The organism is Methylobacterium sp. B4 (genome assembly GCF_003201865.1).
Classification (GTDB): Bacteria; Pseudomonadota; Alphaproteobacteria; order Rhizobiales; family Beijerinckiaceae; genus Methylobacterium.
In genome coordinates, this window is the sequence record NZ_QJJJ01000002.1 from 233,114 (window position 1) to 248,792 (window position 15,679).

The 15,679-nt window shown below is 70.1% G+C and carries 17 protein-coding genes and 1 pseudogene; 8 read left to right on the forward strand and 10 right to left on the reverse strand.

Going from position 1 to position 15,679, the window contains the following annotated elements:
• Positions 1–306: 306 nt before the first annotated feature.
• The gene (locus tag BY998_RS04730) at positions 307–1,170 is read right to left on the reverse strand and encodes a universal stress protein (protein ID WP_110350471.1); all 864 of its coding nucleotides are present in this window, start codon (positions 1,168–1,170) and stop codon (positions 307–309) included.
• Between the two features lie 103 nt (positions 1,171–1,273).
• Positions 1,274–2,350, reverse strand: coding sequence for an acyltransferase (locus BY998_RS04735; protein WP_245421481.1), 1,077 nt, complete (start codon positions 2,348–2,350; stop codon positions 1,274–1,276).
• 179 nt (positions 2,351–2,529) lie between these two features.
• Between BY998_RS04735 and BY998_RS04740 the strand changes: the two genes are divergently transcribed.
• Positions 2,530–3,240: a DUF4142 domain-containing protein gene (locus tag BY998_RS04740; protein ID WP_110350472.1), complete on the forward strand. Its 711-nt coding sequence runs from the start codon at positions 2,530–2,532 to the stop codon at positions 3,238–3,240.
• 359 nt (positions 3,241–3,599) lie between these two features.
• Here BY998_RS04740 and BY998_RS04745 read toward each other — a convergent pair whose 3' ends face one another.
• From BY998_RS04745 to BY998_RS04755, 3 genes are all read right to left on the reverse strand, one after another.
• Positions 3,600–4,286 (reverse strand): carbonic anhydrase, encoded by a 687-nt coding sequence (locus BY998_RS04745; protein ID WP_110350473.1) that lies wholly within the window; start codon positions 4,284–4,286, stop codon positions 3,600–3,602.
• A 226-nt stretch (positions 4,287–4,512) separates the two neighbouring features.
• Positions 4,513–5,013, reverse strand: a complete 501-nt coding sequence (locus tag BY998_RS04750; protein WP_110350637.1) for an NUDIX domain-containing protein — start codon at positions 5,011–5,013, stop codon at positions 4,513–4,515.
• Positions 5,014–5,092: 79 nt separating this feature from the next.
• Positions 5,093–5,830 (reverse strand): DUF429 domain-containing protein, encoded by a 738-nt coding sequence (locus BY998_RS04755; protein ID WP_110350474.1) that lies wholly within the window; start codon positions 5,828–5,830, stop codon positions 5,093–5,095.
• Between the two features lie 80 nt (positions 5,831–5,910).
• Between BY998_RS04755 and dut the strand changes: the two genes are divergently transcribed.
• Complete coding sequence (gene dut / locus BY998_RS04760; RefSeq protein ID WP_110350475.1) at positions 5,911–6,405, forward strand: dUTP diphosphatase; 495 nt, start codon at positions 5,911–5,913, stop codon at positions 6,403–6,405.
• Between the two features lie 199 nt (positions 6,406–6,604).
• Positions 6,605–6,802: a hypothetical protein gene (locus BY998_RS04765; RefSeq protein ID WP_110350476.1), complete on the forward strand. Its 198-nt coding sequence runs from the start codon at positions 6,605–6,607 to the stop codon at positions 6,800–6,802.
• A 58-nt stretch (positions 6,803–6,860) separates the two neighbouring features.
• Here BY998_RS04765 and mqo read toward each other — a convergent pair whose 3' ends face one another.
• The 3 genes from mqo to BY998_RS04780 form a co-directional block, all read right to left on the reverse strand.
• Complete coding sequence (gene mqo / locus BY998_RS04770) at positions 6,861–8,567, reverse strand: malate dehydrogenase (quinone) (RefSeq protein ID WP_110350477.1); 1,707 nt, start codon at positions 8,565–8,567, stop codon at positions 6,861–6,863.
• Between the two features lie 210 nt (positions 8,568–8,777).
• Entirely contained in the window at positions 8,778–10,229 is a 1,452-nt protein-coding gene (zwf, locus tag BY998_RS04775) for a glucose-6-phosphate dehydrogenase (RefSeq protein WP_110350478.1), read from the reverse strand.
• 172 nt (positions 10,230–10,401) lie between these two features.
• Positions 10,402–11,052 (reverse strand): SDR family NAD(P)-dependent oxidoreductase, encoded by a 651-nt coding sequence (locus tag BY998_RS04780; RefSeq protein WP_110350479.1) that lies wholly within the window; start codon positions 11,050–11,052, stop codon positions 10,402–10,404.
• A gap of 145 nt (positions 11,053–11,197) precedes the next feature.
• On the opposite strand from BY998_RS04780, the pseudogene BY998_RS25000 reads away from it, so the two are divergent.
• The 3 genes and pseudogenes from BY998_RS25000 to BY998_RS04790 form a co-directional block, all read left to right on the forward strand.
• Positions 11,198–11,704: pseudogene (locus BY998_RS25000) on the forward strand (LysR substrate-binding domain-containing protein); the annotation flags it as partial.
• A 136-nt stretch (positions 11,705–11,840) separates the two neighbouring features.
• Positions 11,841–12,068 carry a LysR substrate-binding domain-containing protein gene (locus BY998_RS25005; protein ID WP_280952883.1) on the forward strand — a complete coding sequence of 76 codons (228 nt, stop codon included), beginning with the start codon at positions 11,841–11,843 and terminating at the stop codon, positions 12,066–12,068.
• A gap of 40 nt (positions 12,069–12,108) precedes the next feature.
• Positions 12,109–12,747, forward strand: a complete 639-nt coding sequence (locus tag BY998_RS04790) for a uracil-DNA glycosylase family protein (RefSeq protein ID WP_110350480.1) — start codon at positions 12,109–12,111, stop codon at positions 12,745–12,747.
• Positions 12,748–12,799: 52 nt separating this feature from the next.
• On the opposite strand, the gene BY998_RS24670 is transcribed toward BY998_RS04790, so the two are convergent.
• Positions 12,800–13,507 (reverse strand): alginate export family protein, encoded by a 708-nt coding sequence (locus BY998_RS24670; protein ID WP_245421482.1) that lies wholly within the window; start codon positions 13,505–13,507, stop codon positions 12,800–12,802.
• Between the two features lie 159 nt (positions 13,508–13,666).
• Positions 13,667–13,960, reverse strand: a complete 294-nt coding sequence (locus BY998_RS24675; protein WP_245421483.1) for an alginate export family protein — start codon at positions 13,958–13,960, stop codon at positions 13,667–13,669.
• A 667-nt stretch (positions 13,961–14,627) separates the two neighbouring features.
• Here BY998_RS24675 and pyrF point away from each other — a divergent pair.
• Entirely contained in the window at positions 14,628–15,326 is a 699-nt protein-coding gene (gene pyrF / locus BY998_RS04800) for an orotidine-5'-phosphate decarboxylase (RefSeq protein ID WP_110350481.1), read from the forward strand.
• Between the two features lie 3 nt (positions 15,327–15,329).
• Complete coding sequence (locus BY998_RS04805; protein ID WP_110350482.1) at positions 15,330–15,674, forward strand: DUF1330 domain-containing protein; 345 nt, start codon at positions 15,330–15,332, stop codon at positions 15,672–15,674.
• Positions 15,675–15,679 lie beyond the last annotated feature (5 nt).

Consider the following 15,679-nt stretch of genomic DNA (forward strand, 5'->3'; position numbering starts at 1 on the left):
CCGGCGGAGCCTGAGGCTCTCCGATCATTCCCACCGTCCCTGGCCACGGAAACCGGCCGATTTGGGGCGGTCGCAGATTAGAATGATTGAAAAGTCCAAGCTTTTCAGGACTTTAGCGGCAGGACGCGCTGCCGGTCAAGAACGGAGGGCACGATTCATCTCGGCACAATCCGTCGCAGGATCGCGGCAGGATCGCGGTTGCCGTCCCTCGTTCGGGACAAGCGGGGGAGCCGGGAACGGGTTCAGTCCTCGGCTGCGCGGTGGAGCGCCGCAGCCTCTGCCGGGCCGGCACGCATCCGCCGCGGCTCAGTGCGCCATCAGCACCGGCACGCTCGCATGCGACAGGATATGGCTGGTGGGGCCTCCGAAGATCATCTGCCGCAGCCGGCTCTGGGTGTAGGCACCCTTGATGAGCAGATCGCAGCCGAAGGCCTCGGCGGTGTCGAGGTAGAGTTCGCCCGGGGTGCGGCGGCCGGCGGGCAAGGCCTTGTGGGCGGCTTCGACGCCCTCGCAGGCGAGCGCGCGGGCGACCTCTTCGGCGCTCGGGCCCGGCACCATGCCGCCCTCGGCGCTGACGACGAGGATGCGCCGGGCGCGGCGCAGGAACGGCATGGCGAAGGCGATGGCCCGCGCCGTCTCGGTCGAGCCGTTCCAGGCGATCAGGATCGCCTCGCCGAGGCAGGCGGGGCTCGCGGGTGGGGCCAGGATGATCGGGCGCCCGCTCTCGAACAGAGCGGTCTCGAAGGTCGTCATGCGCGGCGCGCCGTCGTCGGAGCCCGGCCGGCCGACGATCGTGGCCGAAAACAGACGCGCGTACTGGCCGAGGAAGGCGTCGCCGGGCGGCGCATCGGGCCGCCAGCGGTAGCGGGGCCCGGCCTCCGCCGCGGCGTCCGGAGCGCAGGAGGCACCGGCCTCGCGCCGGGGCAGACCCGCCGCCTCCATCGCCGCCACGAAGCGGGCGCCCGCATCCTGCGCCTCGGCCTGATCCGCCTCCTCGTCGCGCAGCCAGGTCATGCCGCCGACCATGTCGACGGGGACGTATTCAGCCAATGCCGGGCGCAGGGCCATGCCCTCGATCAGGCTGCCGAAGCGGCGCGCCACCAACATCGCCGTGTCGAACACGGAGGGCAGCGCGTCGTGGAGGGTGACCGGGACGAGCAGGGTCTTCATGGCCGGCCTCGGCGGATGCGTCAGGGAAGCGGTGGGGAAGGCTAGATCGAAACGATCCTGCGGAAAACCGCCCCCACACGATCCATCCCCGTCGCTTCGCGCCTCATCCCTCGGGCGCCGCGGCGCCTTTCAAGGGCCGGGTCGGAGGATCGAGCCGTGCCCGCACGAGGCGGGTCAGGGGCCGTTCCACGAAGCGGTGGACGAGGAGCGCCGCGGGAAGGGTCAGCAGGACCATCAGGATCAGGCTCGGCCAGGGCCCGAGGCTCGGCGCCAGACCGGTCCGCAGCAGAGCCTCGCGGGTCGCCCGCAGCACGAAGGGATGCAGCAGGTAGAGGGCGTAGGAGGCGTCGCCCAGCCGCTCGGCCCCGGCGAGGAGACCGGCGGCGAGGCGGCCGCGCACGGGCTCCGGCCGGTCCCGGCCGAGCACCGCCGCCGCCACGAGGAGCGCGGCGGGCAGGCCCCAGGCGAGGAGCCGCAGCGCCGGCTCGGCGGGTGCGGCGGCGAGCGCCAGCAGTCCCGCTCCGGCCAGCGCGAGCCGCGGCAGGGTGCCGAGGCGCGCGCCCTCGGCCCGGGCGAGAGCGAGGCCGGCCCCGAGGGCGAATTCCAGGATGATCGGATCGGACCAGAAGACGAGGGGGACGGGCGGGGACGGCACCAGCCGCCCGACGAGGACGAGGAGCGCCAGAGCCGCGACGAGCCACGCCGCCGCGCCGCGCCGCGACAGGCCGAGCCCGAGGGCGAAGAGTGCGTAGAAGGCCATCTCGTAGTTCAGAGTCCAACCGAGACCGTAGAGCGGCAGCACCGCCCCGTCGGGCCGCGCCATCGGCCAGAACAGGAAGGAGGCGAGCACGCGCGCTCCGTCCGGCGGGCCGCCCTCGCCGCTGAGCAGGGCCGGGGCCGCGAGGCCGAGAGCGAGGTAGAGCCCGGTCACCAGCCAGTAGAGCGGGACGAGGCGGGCGATGCGGTGGGCGGCGAAGCGCGCCCGGGCGCCCGGGCGGCCATAGAGCGGCCCGGCGGCGTGGACGATGATGAAGCCGGAGATGACGAAGAAGACGTCGACGCCGGCCGGCCAGGGCAGCCACGCGCCCGGCACGAACGCCGCCCCGATGCGCCCGGCCAGGGTCGCCGCTTCATGCTGCGCGTGATGGATCACAACCAGAAGTGCGGCAAAGGCGCGCAAGCCCTGGACGAGGATCAGTTTTCCCTGAGGGCGGCTAGAGCGAAAAAGCTTAGTCAAATTTCGGGAACCAGGCTGGAAGGTCGTCGTTGTCGCGTCGAAGTGATCTTCACGGCCTTGACCGGTTCAACCGGGGTTCGAGGCCCATCCTTATGTCGAAAATCCCATATCTGAGGTACCGTATGTTGAAGAAATACGCTGTCGCGTCTGCCCTCGTCGCCGTCATGGCCACTCCCGCTCTCGCCCAGGTCGGGGGCGATTTCCGTCTGGACGCCATGCAGGCGAATGCCTTCGAGATCCAGGCCAGCCAGATCGCGCTGCAGAAGAGCCGCAACCCCACGGTTCGTGCCTATGCCCGCGAGGCGCTGCGTGATCACCAGTCCGCCAACGTCGCCCTGGCCGGCGGCGAGCGCAACTATGCCGCTGCCCGCAACGCCGGTCCCGGCGGTCTCGTCGGCGGTCTCGTGGAAGCCCCGCTCGCCATCGCCGGCGGCGCGGTCGGCGCGGCCACCGGCGCTGCGGCCGGCGTGGTCGGCGGCACCCTACAGGGCGGTCCGGTCGGCGGCATCGAGGGCGCCGGCGCGGGCCTGAGCCGCGGCGCGGCGGCCGGCAGCCGTGCGTTCGACGTCGACACCACCGCGGGCACCACGGTCGTGCAGCCGAACCCGCAGCAGCAGCAGATGCTGGCCGAGCTGAATGCCACCCCGCCCGGCGCCCGCTTCGACCGCCTCTACGGCCGCCAGCAGGTGATGGCGCACCAGATGTCGATCAGCATGCACCAGTCCTACGCCCAGTCCGGCCCGAACCCGGCCCTGCGCAACTACGCCCAGCAGGCCCTGCCGGTCCTGCAGCAGCACTATTCCGAGGCGCAGCGCCTGCCGGGCGCCCGCTAAGCGCATCGCACGCGACTGATTCAAGGGAAGCGGCGGGCCGAGAGGTCCGCCGCTTTCTTGTTGCGCGCTGTGCGGCGCAAGGCCCTCCGCCTTGGAAGGCGGTGCCGGACCCGCGGGTAAACGGGTCACCGTCGCGGTGCCGGGTTGCTTTCGCTCGGCGGGCGACCGGGACGGTGGGTCCACCCACCCTCGTCTCGCGAGCGTCCGCGAAGCGACCCGGACAACGCGACGATCGGGGCTTGGAAGCAACGATCTACCGCTGCGCCTGAAGACGCGACCTGCCGGACGTGAAACGGCGCCCCCGAAAGGCTTCGGAGGCGCCGCGCCGTTCAGGTCGGAGCAGGGCAGAAAGGCGGCGCTCAGGCCTCCGTGCAGCCGATCAGGGCCGAGGAGGCGAGGGTCTGGCCGTCGCGGGCGACCACGGAGCGGAACTCGCCGGTCTCGGGATCGCGGATGCGCAGCTCGCCGGTGACGATGCCGAAATGCGCCCCGTGCAGGTGCAGGCGGCCCGCCTCGACGGCCTCGCGCACGAAGTCGAAGGTCATGAGGTTCTGCAGACTCTGGGCGATCATCGCGTATTCGAGGCGGGTGAGGTAGCCCTCCTTCTCCTTGCTGTCGCCGGAGGCATCCAGCGTCTTCACCGCCGGCTCGACCAGCGAGACCCAGCGGCCGATGAAGTTGCCCGAGGAGAGCGGGTCGGCGCCGAGCCCGGCGGCCTTGATGCCGCCGCAGGTGGCGTGGCCCAGCACGACGATGTGCTTCACCTTGAGGGCCTGCACCGCGAACTCGATCGCCGAAGAGGTGCCGTGATAGCCGCTGTCGTGCTCGGCCGGCGGCACGATGTTGGCCACGTTGCGGATGGTGAAGATCTGGCCGGGGCCCGTATCGAAGATCACTTCCGGCGCGACGCGGCTGTCGCAGCAGCCGATCAGCAGCACGTCCGGATCCTGGCCCTCGTTGCCCAGCGCCTCGTACTTGCGCCGCTCGTTCGGCAGCCGCTCGCCGAGGAAGCTGCGGTAGCCTTCGGTCAGAACCTGAGGAAACATCGTCGCCTTTCCTAACTTTCGTTGATGAAGGGGGTGCCATCACTGAACGCACGTGGCGGCTGATTCCATCCTCCCCGGGCATGCGCTTGCGCACATGGCGCGTGTCGAGGGAAGCCGGCCTGAACGCTTCGAACCGCTCGCCCGCCGAAAAAATTGTCGCCCGACCCGCCGGCACGGCAACCGCCGGCGGATACGGAACGGGCCGGCGCGGGTTACCGAGTGGGATTCAAGCGTCTCGCCACGTCAGGCGAACGGGCTCGGGCGGAACGTCGCCGGAGACGATTCGTTGCGCCAGCGCGGCCAGACCCGCCGGTTCGACGCGCTCGGCCGAGGCGGCGAGCTCGTCGAGCGGCCACCAGCGGGTGCCGCGCACCGGGTTGTCCTCGGTCTCGGCGAGACGGCTCGTGTCGATCGCGTCGCTGGGTAGCCGCACCACGAAGTAGCGCTCGCGGGCGAAGCGCGGCTTGCGGAACAGGTGGAACGGCCCGTCGCAGACCGCGACGCAGGGGCCGAGTTCGACCTCGGCGACGCCGATCTCCTCCGACAATTCACGCCGACAGGCCACCTCATGGCTCTCGCCCGGCTCGAGCCCGCCGCCGGGCATGAACCAGAAGCCCCGTGCTTCGGGTTGAGCGGGATCGATCGGGCGCACGGCCTCGTACTCGATCAGCAGCAGGCGGTTGTCGGGGTCGAAGACCAGGGCGCGGGCGATGTCGCGGGTCGGCAAGTCCGCGCTGGGAAAGTCCGCGCTCGGAAAGTTCGTTTGGGGAAGGTCCGCCTCGGGGTGATCGGTCACGGTTCGATCCTCAGGTCAGGGGTGCGGGCGCCCAGATCACGATGGGCAGGTCATAGCTGTCGCGCTCGATCGTTTGGGGAAGCGGCTCGGCGCGGCCCCCGGCGATGTCGCAAGCGACGAGGAGGGCGGCGAGCGCATCGAGATGGTCGTCGGCCGCGACACCCGGCGGCCGCGCGGCGATCATGGCCTCGGGCAGGCCGGCGGCGGCGAGCAGCGCCCGGCGCTCGGCGAGCCCGGCGGCGCGGGCCGGCCCCTTCTTGCCGGCCGCGAGGCGGCGCTCGCCGTTGAGGCGGAAGAAGGCGACCTCGGGATGCACCTCGTGCAGGCGATCGCGCAAGTCCGGCCGCGCCCGCAGCAGGGCGTCCGCCTCGCGCACGTAGCGCAGGATGTTCCAGCACTGGATCGAGGGCGCGAAGGGCGGATCGGAATGCGCCCGCGACAGCGCCTTGGCCGCCGCGTAGCTCTCCGCAAGGACCGCGGCGCGCGGCGGCACGGGGAAGACGCTGGCGCGCCCCGTCCCGAGGAAGGCCCGCGCCGCCCGGTCGGCCGGGCGCCCGCCGCCGCTCACCCGGTCCGGCAAGCCGATCGGCACGTCGATGCCGACGGTGCCGGGCGCCTCCTCGCCGTCGAGCAGGTCGGCGATGCGCGGGAAGAGGGCGCAGCGCCAGCGGCCGGGATCGTCGAGATCGATCAGCGCCCCCGCCCAGGCACCCCGGCACCCGTCCAGCCCCGCCACCCAGCGCGCCATCGCGTCCCTCCGGTTGCTCCGCGCCGCCGCATCGGAGAAAGGTCTTTCGGGCGTAGCAGAGTTCAGCCGAGAGGACCCCGGTGAAGGTCGGCCTCCACATCCTCGACCCGCGCCTGCGCGACTGGGGCTTTCCCCGCTGGGGCAGCGCGGCCGCCGCCGGTCTCGACCTGCATGCCTGCCTCGACGGGCCCCTCTTGCTCGAACCGCAGGCGCCGCCCGCGCTGATCCCGGCCGGCGTCTCGGTGCGGATCGGCGATCCCGATTGGTGCGGGCTGGTCTTCGCCCGCTCGGGGTTGGGCCACCGAGAGGGCTTGGTGCTCGGCAACGGCACGGGGGTGATCGATGCCGATTACGAAGGGCCGCTCCTCATCTCCGCCTGGAATCGCAATCCTCCGGCGGGCGGCATGCCGATCCGGATCGAGCCGGGCGAGCGCATCGCGCAGCTCGTCTTCACACGCGTGATGCGGCCGGATTTCGAGATCCGGGATGCGCAGAGCGAGGCGGACGCACCGGAGCGGGATGGAAGGCCGCCGGGACGCGGACAGGGCGGCTTCGGCTCCACCGGCCGGCGCTGACGCTCAAGCTCTCGGGCGAGGACGACACATCATCGATCGTTGCCGGATCAACCTTGGCCATTATCAGGCTGCGACCTTGAGACCCGTTTCAAGGTTTCGGCCATCGCCGCGACAAACTTGGCTATAAAAACCCGGCTCGAACGATTGAACCGTTCGTCGCCGCTCCCGTTGAGTTCTCGCAATCCCCGCGAGACGAGCCATGGCTGCCCACGAGATCCTCGGCTACTTCGAGCACCGCACCGACGGCGCCTGGATTTGCGTGAGACCCTTCACGCTCAACACCCGGTCGAGCCAGGTCGATATCCGGCGCGGCATGCGCTTCGAGTATGGGCGCCGCGTCGGCGGCCTGGACCTCGCCGAATATCTCGAGCAGCTCGGCTCGCAATTCGGCTCCTGATCGGAGAAAGCCCGCGGGCCCGGTCGAACGGGGCCCGCGGTCGTCTACACCGTTCGCCTTACGGCGCCATGTCGGGCACCGCCTTGACGGTGCCGGCCTCGGCCGGGGCGGCGGGCTGCGCCGCGGCGGTGATCTGCGGCGGCGGCGTCAGCTGCAGATGCTCGCTGGTATAGGCCAGCGTCTGCTGAACTCGCTGCGGATCGTCGTTCAGCTTCGTGCCGTAGCTCGGCACGATCTGACGGATCTTCGCCTGCCACTCAGGGCTCGCTACCTTCTGGGCGAACACCTTCTCCAGCACGGTGAGCATGATCGGCGCCGCCGTCGAGGCGCCCGGCGAGGCGCCGAGCAGGGCGGCGACGCTGCCGTCCTTGGCGCTCACCACCTCCGTCCCGAGCTTGAGCACGCCGCCCTTCTCCGGGTCGCGCTTGATGATCTGGACGCGCTGACCGGCCTGGACCAGACGCCACTCGTCCTTCTTCGCGTCGGGGAAGTACTCGCGCAGGGCCTGGTAGCGATCTTCGTCGGAGAGCATCACCTGACCGGCGAGGTACTCGATCAGCGGATATTGATCGACGCCCACCCGGACCATCGGCCAGACGTTGCTGGTGGTGGTCGAGGTCAGCAGGTCGAAATACGAGCCCTCCTTCAGGAACTTGGTCGAGAAGGTCGCGAACGGCCCGAACAGGATCACGCGCTTGCCGTCGAGCACCCGCGTGTCGAGATGCGGGACCGACATCGGCGGCGAGCCGACCGAGGCCTTGCCGTAGGCCTTGGCGAGGTGGCGCATCGCCACCTCCTGGTTCTCGGTGACGAGGAAGGAGCCGCCGACGGGGAAGCCGGCGTAATCGTCGGCCTCGGGGATGCCGGTGGCCTGCAGCAGGTGCAGCGCGCCGCCGCCCGCGCCGATGAACACGAACTTCGCGTCGACCGACTGCCGGGTGCCGTCCTTGAGGTTCTTCGAGGTGACGCGCCAGCTGCCGTCCTTGTTGCGCTCGAAGCTCTCGACCTCGGTGGAGAGGCGCAGATCGAATTTCGGCTGGCTCTTCAGCGAGGCGATGTACTGGCGGGTGACCTCACCCCACTCGCAATCGGTGCCGAGCGGCGACCAGGTGGCGGCGATCGTCTGCTTCGGATCGCGCCCCTGCATCATGAGGGGAACCCACTTCTTCAGCTGCTCGGGATCGGTCGAGAATTCCATGCCGGCGAAGAGGGGGCTGGCCTTGAGCGCCTCGTAGCGCTTGCGCAGGTAGGCGATGTTCTCGTCACCCCAGACGAAGCTCATATGTGGGGTCGAGTTGATGAAGGTGCGCGGGTTCTTCAGCACGCCCTTTTGGACCTGCCAGGCCATGAACTGCCGGGTGACCTGGAAGGCCTCGTTGATCTTGATCGCCTGCTCAATGCGGATGTTGCCCTTGGAATCCTCGGGCGTGTAGTTCAGCTCGGCCAGCGCCGAGTGGCCGGTGCCGGCGTTGTTCCAGCCGTTGGAGCTTTCCAGCGCCACGCCGTCGAGCCGCTCGATCATTTCCAGCGACCAGTCGGGCTCGAGCTCGCGCAGCCAGACGCCGAGCGTCGCGCTCATGATGCCGCCGCCGACCAGCAGGACATCGACCTTGCGGGGCTCGCCCGCCGCCAGTAGCGGCGAGCCCGGCAGGGCCGAGGCCGCGGCGCCCGCCAGCGCGCCTCCGATGAGCTGCCGACGATTCAGCGGAAGCGCTCTATTCTGCATATCCCCACCTCGGATTTGCACTTTATCGTCTATTTTCATTTTATTTTCGTGCCGCGCAAATTTTATTTTGGTCCACGCCCCCGCTACAGCAAGCGAGGGGGAGAGACAATTCTTCGATTACATGGCTGCCATGCTATGAAAACTTAAAGGATCTCAAACAGTTGTCAGGCCCTGACAGGTTGTCCAGGGGCGAACGGAAGGTTGCGTCGGGATGATTCCGTCACGCGGCCGGTTCGCCCTTGGGCCGAATCAGTCCTGTTCCTCGGTATTGCGCCACTCGCGCTCGAAGGGCAGGCGCCAGGCTTGGGGCGCGACGAGCTGGTGGATCGATTTCGGCCCCCAGGAGCCCGGCGCGTAAAGGCGCACCGGCGGCGGCGCCTCCAGGAGCGGCGTCGAGACCTCCCACAGGCGCTCGATGCCCTCGGCCGTGGTGAAGAGCGTGTGGTCGCCGCGCATGGCGTCGAGGATCAGCCGCTCGTAGGCCTCCAGCACCTCGCCCATCAGGCCGGTGTCCTTCATGTTGAACTGGAGCGAGAGCTTGTCGAGCCGCATGCCCGGCCCGGGCCGCTTGCCGTAGAAGGAGAGCGACATCTTCGAGGCGTCGGCGAGGTCGAAGGTGAGATGGTCGGGCCCCTGCGCCCCGACGCCCGAATTGAACGGGAACATGCTCTTGGGCGGCTCGCGGAAGGCGATCGAGATGATGCGCTGCCCCTCCGCCAGCCGCTTGCCCGTGCGCAGGAAGAACGGCACCCCGGCCCAGCGCCAGTTGTCGATGCGGCACTTGAGGGCGATGAACGTCTCGGTGTCCGATTGCGGATCGACGCCGGGCTCGGCGCGGTAGCCGGCATATTGCCCGCGCACGACCTCGCGCGGGTCGAGTGGGAGCATCGAGCGAAAAACCTTGTTCTTCTCCTCGCTGATCGGCCCCGGCTCCAGCGCGGTCGGCGGCTCCATCGCCATGAAGCCGAGGATCTGGAACAGGTGGGTCACCACCATGTCCCGGAAGGCGCCGGTCGCCTCGTAGAAGGCGGCGCGGGTGCCCAGGCCCAGCGTCTCCGGCACGTCGATCTGCACGTGGTCGATGAAGGTGCGGTTCCAGATCGGCTCGAACAGGCCGTTGGCGAAGCGGAAGGCCAGGATGTTCTGCGCCGGCTCCTTGCCGAGGAAGTGGTCGATGCGGAAGATCTGATCCTCGGAGAAGACCTCGTGCAGGCGGGCGTTAAGCGAGACGGCGCTCTCGAGGTCCGTGCCGAACGGCTTCTCCATGACGATGCGCGAGCCCGCCGCCAGCCCCGCCTCGGCGAGCAGGCGCACCACGGTGAGCGCAGCGGCCGGCGGCACGCTGAGATAGTGCAGGCAGCGGCTTTCCTGGCCGAGAGCCTCCTCGGCGCGGGCCACCGCCGCGGCGAGCGCCGGCGCGCCGGCCGCGAGCGGCACGTAATCGAGCCGGTCCGCGAAGGCGCTCCATTCCGCCTCCCCGGCCTGACGGGTGAAGAACTGGTCGATGGCCTTGCGGGCCAGTCCGCGGAACGCCTCGACGCCGATATCGTCCAGCGACACGCCGACGATCCTGAGATCCGGGATGAAGCCGGCCTTGGAGAGATGGAACAGGCCGGGCAGCAGCTTGCGCTGCGCGAGGTCGCCGGTGGCCCCGACGAGAACCACGACCTGGGGCGTCTTCGGGCCGACTTCCGCCGCCATCCGTGCCGAGCGCGTGCCTGCCAAGCGGGGCCTCCCCTGGGCGCGCCGGATGCACGCGGACGGTGAGGTAGGGCCCGCGCGACACGCGCCAAGCTTGGGGCGGGCGATCCCGTGGTGGGCGAAAGCGCCGAAGGGCCGGGTCGCGGCACCCTCCGGCACCCGGGGCTTGGCGTCAGGGCGTGTAGACCGTCTCGAGGCTCCAGGTCTCCCGCGGCTCGTCGTGCAGCTGCCAGAACCGCTCGGCCACGGCCTCGGCATCCTTCGAGCCGGCTGAAACGAAGCCCGCGATGGTCACGGTGGCGACGTGGATGTTCTGTTCCTTCAGGCTGTCGAACAATCCTTGCGCAAGCGCGCGGATGCCGGCCTTGCCGATGCTGAGCGACAGGTAATCCGGATGCGGCTGCAGCGCGAAGCCGCCTCCGGTGAGGAGGATCGTGCCGCCGCGCCCGCTCATTCCCGGGACGGCCGCCTGCGCCGCCGCGAGCGCACCGCCGACATTGACCGTGAGGTCGCCGTTGAACGTGTCGCGCGGCTGATCGGCGAGGCGCGCCTGCCGCATGGCGGCGGCGTTGTAGTGCAGCACGTCGATGCCGTCGAAACTCTGCTCCACCTCCGCCACCAGGGCGGCGACGCTGTCGGGATCGCCCGCCTCGACGGTGCGGGTCTCGACCGTATGGCCCTTGGCGCGCAGTTCGCCGGCCAGCGCGTCCGTCTTGCCGGCGTTCCGGGCGCTCAGGACGATGCGGAAGCCCTCGCGGGCGAAGCGTTCGGCGGTCGCCAGACCCATGCCGGGGCCGGCGCCGATGCTGAGAAAAGTCTTCACGGTGTGTCTCCTCGACCTTGCGATGAACCCGAGTTAAGCCGTGCATCGATCGTGATTAATCCGGCTGAGCAGCATTTGACTCGTGCAGGATCTGCAGGAATTTTCGGAGGCCGGCGGCCTGGAGGCGCTCTCGGCCTTCGTGACGGTGGCGGAGAGCGGCAGTTTCGCGGCCGCCGCGCGGGCACTCGGGCGCGACGCCTCCGTTCTCTCGCGCCGGGTCAGTGGGCTGGAGCAGCGCCTCGGCGTGCGGCTCTTGTCGCGCACGACGCGGCGCGTGACGCTGACCGAGGCCGGAGCGCTCTATTGCCGGCGGGTCCAGGCGCTGCTCGACGAACTCGCGAATGCGAATCGTGAAGCGAGCGACTTCGCGGCAGCGCCCCGCGGGATCGTACGGGTCTCGCTGCCCGTCACCTTCGGGCGGCTCTGGATCGCGCCGCTCCTGCCCGCCTTCCTGGCGCAGCATCCGCAGATCCGCCTCGACCTCCGGCTCAGCGACCGTTTCATCGACGTCGTGGCGGAGGGCTTCGACGTGGCGATCCGGGTCGCGGCCGGGGCCCCGCGGGACAGCTCGCTCGTCACCCGCCGCATTGCCGGCTACCGCAACCTGCTCGTGGCGGCGCCCGCCTACCTTGCGATCCACGGCACGCCGGATACGCCCGACGACCTCGCGGGTCACGCCTGCCTCGGGTTCTCCGGCTACGCGGCGTGGCCCGACTGGCCGCTGACGCGGGAGGGGGGAGCGCCGCACCGTTCGCCCGACCTGCGCCCTGGTCGCCGACCACTCGGAGGTGCCGCTCGCCGCGGCGGTCGCGGGGGCCGGGATCACCTTCACCGCCGACTGGCTCGCGGGGCCGGCCCTGCGCGAGGGGCGTCTGGTCGAGGTGCTGCCGGGCTGGGGCGGTCGCGAGACCGGCGGCGTGTACGCGGTCCTGCCTCCGGGCCGGCTCGTGCCGGCCAAGACGCGCCTGTTCGTGGACGCCGTCTCCCACGGCATCCGCGCGGGCTGGGCGCGATGACGCATCCCGGGAGGGGCGGATCGATTCCATCTTCGGAGCGATGCCCGCCGTCTCCGAAGCCTTCGAAACCACCGCCGCCCGCCTGCGCGCCTGCCGGATCTGCCGCGACGCGCCGCTCCACGGCGCGCCCCTGCCGCACGAGCCGCGGCCCGTGGTTCAGGGCAGCGCCACCGCGCGCCTGCTGATCGCGAGCCAAGCGCCCGGCAACCGGGCGCATCGCAGCGGCGTGCCCTTCAGCGATCCGTCCGGCCGGCGCCTGCGTACATGGCTCGGACTCACCGAGGCGGATTTCTACGACGCATCGCGGGTCGCGATCCTGCCGATGGGCGCCTGCTTTCCCGGTCTCGACGCCAAGGGCGGCGACCGGCCGCCGCGGCGGGAATGCGCGCCGGCCTGGCGGGCCGACCTGCTGGCCGGGCTGCCGCGCCTCGACCTGATCCTGGTGATCGGCCAGTACGCGCAAGCCTGGCATCTCGGTCCCCGGCCGGGCGGGCTGACCGAGACGGTCGCGGGCTGGCGCGCGATCCTTGCGGGGTCGGTCCGGCCCCGGGTGCTGCCCCTGCCGCACCCGTCCTGGCGCAACAACGGGTGGCTCAGGACGAATCCGTGGTTCGAGGCGGAGCTTCTGCCGGTGCTGCGGGCCGAGGTCGCGGCGGCGATGGCGGCGGACGCTCGGTGAGGCAGCCGGGCCGCCCGGAATCGGAACCGGGATCAGAAGAAGAATGTCGTCGTCATGTAGTCGTAGATCGTATCGTCGGTATCGGGCTCACTCGGCGCGTTGCGCAGGGCATCGCCCTTGATGAGGCAGGCGATGCCGCTATCGAGCGCGGCACGAGCCAGGTGCGCACCCGTCCCTCGATTTGGCGGCCGGCGAAGGTGCCGGAGAGGCCGGCCCGGTCGCGCACGCCGGTCGCGGCGAAGCTGTCACGGGGATTCTCAAGCCAAAGGCTGCGATAATCGATGAACGCGTCCCAGTCGGGGTCCGACGCCACCTCGAAGCGGACGCCCGGCGAGATCGGATTCGCCCGCTGCACGGCGCCGTAGAGGCCCGTCGGGCCATAATCGAAGCGCCGCGCGCCGTACGGCGTGTCGAAGCGCGTGTAGCTGTTCGGGTTGGCGCTGTCGCCGCTGGCATGGTCGTCGTGGAGCGAGATCCAGTGCGTCCACGCCGTCTCGAAGGTGTAACCGGCTTCGGCATGCACGAAGTAGGCGGTTACGGGCAGGTCGGTCACGTCGGTGACGACGGCCGTGTTGCGCGCGACGCCGACTTGGCCGACGACTTCGAGCTCGTGATCGAACTGCCCCGGCCGGGGCACGCGGTAGAGACGGAAGCCTGGGGTGAACAGACGCCGGCTCCGGGTCTGGATGCCTTCGAGCTGCGAGCCCGTATCGCGTTCGAGCAGGCCGTAGCCGTAGGCTTCCAGAATGCCGCCGAGCATGCCCGCCTTGGTGAAGATGCCGCCGAAGAACTGGGTGTCGAAGCCCTCGTGATCCCAGGCGATGCTGTTGCTTAGAATGCCGGCGCGGTCGTCGGGCAGACGGCAATGCGGCAGGGTGAAGAACAGGCGCAGCCGGTCCTTGCCCGCGTTCTCCCAATCTTAGGCCACGTCGGTAGAGGCGTCGATGGTGTTGCGGAACTGGTTGCGGGCGATCAGGCGGCGCGAGCCGACGTTCTGCGTGAAGCGCCCGGCGGTGAGCGTGCTGACGGTCCCTTTGCCCGCGATGTCCGCCATGTCGAAGCCAAGATAGGCTTGGCCGAGTTCGAACGCGTTCACCTCGGTGGTAGCGATAGAGTTCGAGTTCCGGCGCTGGAAATAGGACCAGCTATCGAGGATCTCGCCGCCGATCCGTACGGGGCCGGTGTCGTACTCGGCAAACAGCGTGGTCTGCATCGACAACAGCTCGTCCGGCGCGGGGGCGGAGCGGAACTGCCCGCCGAGCCCCTCGGCCCGCGGCCGGAAGCTACCGTGGATCTTTCAGTTCTCCGGTTTGCCGAGCGCCTCGCAGAAGGCGAAGGACGGCTTCTGCTGCAGCGCTTGACCCAGCGCGACCTAGGCGGAGGCCGCCGCCGGAACGAGGGCGGCGAGAGCGGCCGCTAAACCTGCCGGCCGCGTCATGGCCCGGGACGGCGACACGCGTCCCGGCCGGACCACGCGCCCACGTCTTGCGAGGACATCGGATCCCAAGTCCGCCTCAGTTTCGTCTTGAACAAACTGAACACAGTAACCTCTCTACACTGAATTCACGTCGAATTTTTTGGATTATTTTCGTAAAATCTTGGCGATCAAACAGAGAAGTATCCTAATTTTCTTATGTCCAGGAGCAATCCTTCGCGCGTGAACGCCGCATGGGCGGGAGCAATCTCTCATCTCTGCGGCACGGGAAGGAAGGATCGTGAGTCCGCAACATCGGCGGGATTCGACGAGGGAGGCATCGCGCGACGGTTGCCCCGACGCGTCGGCCCGCCTCGGACGCCCTTCGTGCCGAGCAAGGTCCGGCGTTGACAGGCGGCGCCCGCGGGAGGATCGCTGCCCAGATCTGCCCGCGAACGAGAGCCCGATGCCGGAGAGTGCCGACCCCCGCGACCGCCTGATCGTCGCCCTCGACCTGCCCGACGTGGAGGCGGCGGAGCGGCTCGTCGCGCGCATCGGCGACGCGGCGACCTTCTACAAGATCGGCTACCGGCTGGCCTATGCGGGCGGGCTCGACTTCGCCGCGCGGCTGGCGGAGAGCGGCAAGAAGACGTTCCTCGACCTCAAGCTCCACGACATCGGCAACACCGTCGAGGAGGGCGTGCGCTCGGCCTCCGCCCTAGGCGCGACCTTCCTGACGGTGCATGCCTATCCGCAGACCATGCGCGCCGCCGTGCGCGGGCGGGGGCTAGGCCTGAAGATCCTCGCGGTGACCGTGCTGACCTCCTACGACGACGCGGACGCGGCGGAGGCCGGCTACGCCCTGCCGGTGGCCGACCTCGTCGCGCGCCGCGCGGAACAGGCCGCGGAGATCGGCATCGACGGGATCGTCTGCTCGGCCGCCGAGGCGGGCGCGGTGCGCGAGAGGATCGGCCCGTCGGGGCTGATCGTGACGCCCGGCATCCGCCCCGCGGGCGCGGAAGCCGGCGACCAGAAGCGGGTGATGACCCCGGGGCAGGCGCGGGCGGCGGGCATCGACCACGTGGTGGTCGGGCGCCCGATCACCGGGGCCGACGATCCCCGCGCGGTCGCACAGAGAATCGTTGCCGAGATGAAGGACGCTTGAGTCATGGCCAAGGGCTACTGGATCGTGCGGGTCGATGTGAGCGACGCGGAGGCCTACAAGGCCTACGCGGCGGCCAACGGCGCCGCCTTCGCCCGCTTCGGCGGACGCTTCCTCGTGCGCGGCGGCGCCTTCGAGGCGGTGGCGGGGCAGGCGCGGGCGCGCAACGTGATCGTCGAGTTTCCGAGCTACGACGACGCGCTCGCCTGCTGGAACTCCGACCTCTACCAATCCGCCCGCGCCCTGCAGAAGGGCGGCGCCGAGGCCGACATCCTGGTGATCGAGGGCTACGACGGCCCGCAGCCCATCGTCTCCGAGCCGGCGCCGACGCCGGGAACCGCGTCGGAATAGGGCGC

Coding starts and splice junctions, on each gene's coding strand:
- BY998_RS04730 (WP_110350471.1), bottom strand. CDS start 1,170: ATGAAGACCCTGCTCGTCCCGGTCACCCTCCACGACGCGCTGCCCTCC.
- BY998_RS04740 (WP_110350472.1), top strand. CDS start 2,530: ATGTTGAAGAAATACGCTGTCGCGTCTGCCCTCGTCGCCGTCATGGCC.
- BY998_RS04745 (WP_110350473.1), bottom strand. CDS start 4,286: ATGTTTCCTCAGGTTCTGACCGAAGGCTACCGCAGCTTCCTCGGCGAG.
- BY998_RS04755 (WP_110350474.1), bottom strand. CDS start 5,830: ATGGCGCGCTGGGTGGCGGGGCTGGACGGGTGCCGGGGTGCCTGGGCG.
- BY998_RS04765 (WP_110350476.1), top strand. CDS start 6,605: ATGGCTGCCCACGAGATCCTCGGCTACTTCGAGCACCGCACCGACGGC.
- mqo (WP_110350477.1), bottom strand. CDS start 8,567: ATGAAAATAGACGATAAAGTGCAAATCCGAGGTGGGGATATGCAGAAT.
- zwf (WP_110350478.1), bottom strand. CDS start 10,229: ATGGCGGCGGAAGTCGGCCCGAAGACGCCCCAGGTCGTGGTTCTCGTC.
- BY998_RS04790 (WP_110350480.1), top strand. CDS start 12,109: ATGCCCGCCGTCTCCGAAGCCTTCGAAACCACCGCCGCCCGCCTGCGC.
- BY998_RS24670 (WP_245421482.1), bottom strand. CDS start 13,507: ATGCTCGGCGGCATTCTGGAAGCCTACGGCTACGGCCTGCTCGAACGC.
- BY998_RS24675 (WP_245421483.1), bottom strand. CDS start 13,960: ATGCAGACCACGCTGTTTGCCGAGTACGACACCGGCCCCGTACGGATC.
- pyrF (WP_110350481.1), top strand. CDS start 14,628: ATGCCGGAGAGTGCCGACCCCCGCGACCGCCTGATCGTCGCCCTCGAC.
- BY998_RS04805 (WP_110350482.1), top strand. CDS start 15,330: ATGGCCAAGGGCTACTGGATCGTGCGGGTCGATGTGAGCGACGCGGAG.